Annotated in this window: 5 protein-coding genes; 4 read left to right on the top strand and 1 reads right to left on the bottom strand. The window is 72.3% G+C overall.

Annotated features, from left to right (window positions below):
• Window positions 1–69 precede the first annotated feature (69 nt).
• The 3 genes from VIW71_RS05070 to VIW71_RS05060 all read left to right on the top strand — a co-directional run bounded on the left by VIW71_RS05070 (window position 70) and on the right by VIW71_RS05060 (window position 2,554).
• Window positions 70–378 (top strand): hypothetical protein, encoded by a 309-nt coding sequence (locus VIW71_RS05070; protein WP_331620746.1) that lies wholly within the window; start codon window positions 70–72, stop codon window positions 376–378.
• A 168-nt stretch (window positions 379–546) separates the two neighbouring features.
• Window positions 547–1,746 (top strand): hypothetical protein, encoded by a 1,200-nt coding sequence (locus VIW71_RS05065; RefSeq protein ID WP_331620745.1) that lies wholly within the window; start codon window positions 547–549, stop codon window positions 1,744–1,746.
• A 40-nt stretch (window positions 1,747–1,786) separates the two neighbouring features.
• Window positions 1,787–2,554 carry a hypothetical protein gene (locus tag VIW71_RS05060; RefSeq protein WP_331620744.1) on the top strand — a complete coding sequence of 256 codons (768 nt, stop codon included), beginning with the start codon at window positions 1,787–1,789 and terminating at the stop codon, window positions 2,552–2,554.
• A 110-nt stretch (window positions 2,555–2,664) separates the two neighbouring features.
• On the opposite strand, the gene VIW71_RS05055 is transcribed toward VIW71_RS05060, so the two are convergent.
• Entirely contained in the window at window positions 2,665–3,405 is a 741-nt protein-coding gene (locus VIW71_RS05055) for a ferritin-like fold-containing protein (protein ID WP_331620743.1), read from the bottom strand.
• A gap of 395 nt (window positions 3,406–3,800) precedes the next feature.
• Here VIW71_RS05055 and VIW71_RS05050 point away from each other — a divergent pair.
• Window positions 3,801–5,315, top strand: a 1,515-nt coding sequence (locus VIW71_RS05050) for a DEAD/DEAH box helicase (protein ID WP_331620742.1), incomplete at its 3' end; no start/stop codon positions are given.

Genomic DNA, 5,315 nt, shown 5'->3' with positions numbered 1-5,315 from the left:
GACAACCGGTTGCCGCCCCTCCGTTTTGTCCGGCTCTTCCCCGGGGTAAGACCCCGTACAGAACGGTCCGTGCCATCCCGCACCACCCTCGGAGGGATCACGATGCTGTGGGAAGCCGCCGCCTACACGGTCCTCGGGCTGCTCGCCGCCTACGCGGCCACCCGCCTCTTCCCGCTGCGCTTCCCACCGGGTCCCCTCCTGGTCGCCACCGGACCCGCCGGCGGGCTCACCGGCGGCCTGGTCACATACACCGTCCTGGGCGCCGGCCACCCGGTCGCGACCCTCCCGGCCGCCTTCATCACCGCGGCGGCCCTGCTCAGCGTGCTCGCCAAACCGGCCAAGCGGGGCCGTCACGCGAAGATCCGCTCAGCCACTTAGCGCCCGCCGCGGGCAGGCGCGCAGCGGTTACGGGGGAACCACATGGACGAGCCGACGGAAACGGAAGCGAAGGCGGAACCTGGAGCGACAAGCACATCGAAACCGGCGCCCGAACCGGAACCGGCGGCCGCGCCGCGATCAGCGGGGGTCGAACCGGCGCTGACGGTGGTGCGCGGTCCGCGCCCGCTCCGGCCGCGCGTCCTGCGGACACTCGCGCTCACCGCGACCGCGGCCCTGCTGGTCTCCGGGAGCGCGCGTCTGGTGATGACCGGGCACCTGCTGCTGCCCTTCGAGCGGGTGACCACCCTGCACGCCCGGCTGGCGTCCACCGCCGACTTCTTCCAGGATCCGCAGGTCGCCCGGATCCTCCTCAAGCACGGCGTCCGGGTGCACACCGTCAGCGCCGGCTCGCGCGAGGTGGCGACCGGGAACCTGGACGAGTACGACTTCGTCTTCCCCTCCGGCGGGGCCGCCGCCGACATGATCATCGACGACCGGCAGGCACGGCACCGGCACAGCAGCACCTTCCGGCCCTTCGACAGCCCGCTGGTGCTGGCAAGCTACCGCGAATACGCCGAGACCCTCCGGGACAACGGCGTCGCCACCGCCCAGAGCGCGCCCGACGGCGGCAAGCCGCTCTACTACTGGCTCGACATGGACAAGTTCCTCCGCCTGACCGAGCAGGGCCGCCGCTGGAACGACCTCGGCGTCGGCCGGCACGGGGTCACCAACGGCGATGTGGTGCTCGCCCAGACCTCCGACATCTGCCAGTCCAACTCGGCCGGCACCTACCTGGGGCTGGTCGCGTTCACCCGCAACGGCGACGACGTCCCCACCACCGCCGCGCAGGCCGAAGCGCTCGCCCGGCGCATCAAGCCGCTGCTGATCCGCCAGGGCAGCCCGGGCGCCGACCTGTTCCAGTACTACGCCTCCCACGACGGCCGCGCTCTCGCCCCGGTCGCCGTGGTCTACGAGCACCAGTACCTCGCCTACCAGACCCGGTACCGCGCCACCCACCCCACCGTGGACCACGAGCGCGTACTCCTCTACCCCAGGACCCAGATGCCGACCCAGCCCCAGTTCATCGCCCTCGCCCACCGCGCGGACGCCCTCGGCCGCCTCCTGGTCACCGACCCGGGCCTGCGCCGCCGCGCCACCGCTCTCGGCTACCGCGTCCTCGGACCCGCCACCACGGACGACCTGGCCGCCGACGGCTCCACCGAGCTGACCACCTACCTGCGCCGCCACGGCGTGCCGGCCCCCGACCCAACCGGCGGCTACGAGACCACGGCGCGGATGCCCGACCTGCCGCTGCTGGAGCGGATGATCGCCACCGTCAAGGAGTGCCCGGCGACCGGGGTGAACTGAGACCTGGGCCGGGTGAGAACGACCGGAGGGGGTGCGACCCGTGCCCGTGTTCAACGATCCGCTGTGGTGGGACATCTGGCGGCCGTGGATGCTCCTGTGGTTGCTGACCGCCGCGAGCGCGGTCGCGCTGGTCGCCCAGGTGGCCGGTGCCCGGCGGCACGCCCGGCACCCCTACGGGGACCTGGTGACCAACCGGACCTGCCTGTACCTCGACAACCGCACGATCATGGACCAGTACCAGATGAACCGGTACGCCGTGGCACTGCGCAAGGAGGTCGAGCAGCGCACCCGAACCACCGGCGCCGCCCACCTCGGCGCCCGGAACCTGCCGTTCATCAGCCCCGACGCCAGCCTCGGGTCCGACCGCCAGGTCGTCACCAAGTACATCGAGCAGGCGGAGGCCGTCTCGGTGATCGGCGTCATCGTCGACGGCCTGGAGCGCGGCGACGCCATCGTCCACGCCGACCTGATCCAGGGGACCGTCCGCCGCAACGCCGCGTTGGCCAGGATCCACCTGCCCGGCACCCCGCCCGGCCGCGTCCGGCTCAGCTCCACCGAAACGCTCTTCGTCCTCCTCACCGGCGACTTCGAACGCGACGAAACCGCCTCCTGCGCCACCCGCACCGTCTTCGTCTCCCCCTACGGCGCCCCCGCCTCCCCCGCCCAGGTCCGCCTGTCCTGCCACCCCGCCGAGCTCCGCACCGACATCGACTCGGGCCGCTTCCCCGCCCTCTGCCTCGGCAAAGTCCGCAACTGGCAACCGGCCGAGGGCGTCCTGGACGTACGACCGCTGGCCATCTTCAGTTAGTGCCGCGTCCGAGCCCCTGGGGGCAGCTCCCGGCGTCGGCTGGGGGAGAGCGAGACCGCCGAAGCCCTGCCGGGTGAGCGGAGCGGGCAGCCGGACAAGGGCCACAAGGACTACGCGGCCAGGCCCAGCGCGGCCATCCGCTTGGTGTGCGCCTCGGTGATCCGCGAGAACATCCGCCCCACCTCGGCCAGGTCGAACCCGTCCGCCACCCCGCCCACCAGCATCGTGGAGAGCGCGTCGCGGTCCGCGACCACGCGCTGGGCCTGGGACAGCGCCTCGCCCATCAGCCGGCGCGCCCACAGGGCGAGGCGACCGCCGACCCGGGGCTCCGCCTCGATCGCGGCCCGCACCTTTTCCACCGCGAAGCTCGCGTGACCGGTGTCGTCCAGCACCGCGAGGACCAGGGTGCGGGTGTCGGAGTCCAGCCGGGCGGCCACCTCGCGGTAGAAGTCCGAGGCGATCGAGTCGCCGACGTACGCCTTGACCAGGCCCTCCAGCCAGTCCGAGGGAGCGGTCTGGCGGTGGAACTCGTCCAGCGCGGCGCCGAACGGGAGCATCGCCTTGTTCGGGGCCTCGCCGATCTCCGCGAGCCGGTTCCGCAGCCGTTCGAAATGGTGGAACTCGGCCGCGGCCATCGCCGCCAGCTCCGCCTTGTCCTCCAGCGTCGGCGCGAGCTTCGCGTCCTCCGCGAGCCGTTCGAACGCGGCCAGCTCACCGTACGCCAGCGCCCCGAGCAGATCGACCACGGCGGCCCGGTAGTGCGGGTCGGCGGACGCGGCGGCCCAGTCCTGAGCTGCGATCGCGGTGGCGGGGGCGGTGTCGGGCTTGGGGATTTCGTCGGGCGTCTCCATGCTGCGCACAATAGCCAAGTCACGGCCCCCCGGAAGACCTCCGGACGATCTCCGCGCGGCCCGCGTCAGCGGGGCCCCTGCCCCCGTGAAGTACCGAACGAAACATTTGATCGGGTGCAATTACCTGTTTCCGGGGTAGAGTGATATTGGCACCCGTCGTCAATCGGCTCGTTTCCGATCGTGCGGCGGGCGACGTGTGCAGTACCTGGATGCCCGGTCGGTGGCCCGATCGGCTCCGAACCGACCGCCTTCCCGCCATCGGGAGGGGCCCACTCGCGGTACGTGCGAGGGCGAGGGCAGCGGTCCCGCGCTCCACAGCCCTCACGGCTGTACGACACCTCTGCGCGGTCAGTGACCTGGCGCCGGTCCCCGGCGTCCCGGCTGCTCGACCCCCCTTGCCGCTCAGTGCCGCGTCTCACAGAAGAGGCAACATCCTGACCACCACGACTTTCCGCAGCCTCGGCATCCTCGCCGAGACCGCCGAGGCCCTCGAGGCCGTCGGCATCACCACTCCCTTTCCGATCCAGGAGATGACGCTTCCGGTCGCCCTCGCGGGCAACGACGTCATCGGGCAGGCCAAGACCGGCACCGGCAAGACCCTCGGTTTCGGACTGCCGCTGCTGGAGCGGGTCACCGTCTCCGCCGATGTCGAGGCCGGCCGGGCGGCCCCCGAGCAGCTCACCGACAGCCCCCAGGCACTGGTCGTCGTCCCCACGCGCGAGCTGTGCCAGCAGGTCACCAACGACCTGCTCACCGCGGGCAAGGTGCGTAACGTCCGAGTCCTCGCCATCTACGGCGGCCGGGCCTACGAGCCCCAGGTCGAGGCGTTGAAGAAGGGCGTCGACGTGGTCGTCGGCACCCCGGGCCGCCTGCTCGACCTGGCCGGCCAGAAGAAGCTCGACCTCAGGCACGTCCGCGCGCTGGTGCTGGACGAGGCCGACGAGATGCTCGACCTGGGCTTTCTGCCCGACGTCGAGAAGATCATGGGCATGCTGCCGGCCAAGCGGCAGACGATGCTCTTCTCGGCCACGATGCCGGGCGCGGTGATCGGCCTCGCCCGGCGTTACATGTCGCAGCCCACCCACATCCGCGCCACCGCGCCGGACGACGAGGGCGCGACCGTCGCCAACATCACGCAGCACGTCTTCCGCGCCCACTCGCTGGACAAGCCCGAGCTGGTCTCCCGGGTCCTGCAGGCCGACGGCCGCGGCCTGGTGATGATCTTCTGCCGTACGAAGCGGACCGCCGCCGACGTCGCCGAGCAGCTGGAGAAGCGCGGGTTCGCCTCCGGCGCGGTCCACGGCGACCTCGGGCAGGGCGCCCGCGAGCAGGCGCTGCGCGCGTTCCGCAACGGCAAGGTCGACGTGCTGGTCTGCACCGACGTCGCGGCCCGCGGCATCGACGTGGAGGGCGTCACCCACGTCATCAACTACCAGACGCCCGAGGACGAGAAGACCTACCTGCACCGGATCGGCCGCACCGGCCGGGCCGGCGCCTCCGGTACGGCGATCACGCTCGTCGACTGGGACGACATCCCGCGCTGGCAGCTCATCAACAAGGCGCTGGACCTGCCGTTCAACGACCCGGAGGAGACGTACTCCACCTCCGCGCACCTCTTCGAGGTGCTGGGCATTCCCCAGGGCACCAAGGGCATACTGCCGCGTGCCGAGCGGACCCGGGCCGGACTGGACGCGGAGGAGGTGGAGGACCTGGGCGAGACCGGTGGCCGCGGCCCCCGCGGCCGGCGCGGCCAGCCCGCGACCACCCGCCCCGCCGCCACGGAGGAGCGCCCGGCCCGCACCCGCACCCCGCGCCAGCGCCGCCGCACCCGCGGCGGCGAAACGGTGACCGCGGACGCCCCCGCCGAGTCGCCGGCGGGCGAGGCCGCGGTCGCCGTCTCCTCCCCCGAG

It is taken from the genome of Streptomyces sp. (assembly GCF_036524955.1).
Taxonomy (GTDB): Bacteria; Actinomycetota; Actinomycetes; order Streptomycetales; family Streptomycetaceae; genus Actinacidiphila.
Note: the sequence above shows the minus strand (reverse complement) of the source record. Positions and strands in the feature narration are given on the sequence as shown.

What these genes read in the sequence shown, in the direction of transcription:
- VIW71_RS05055 (WP_331620743.1), bottom strand. Translation starts at nt 3,405, where the DNA reads ATGGAGACGCCCGACGAAATCCCCAAGCCCGACACCGCCCCCGCCACC.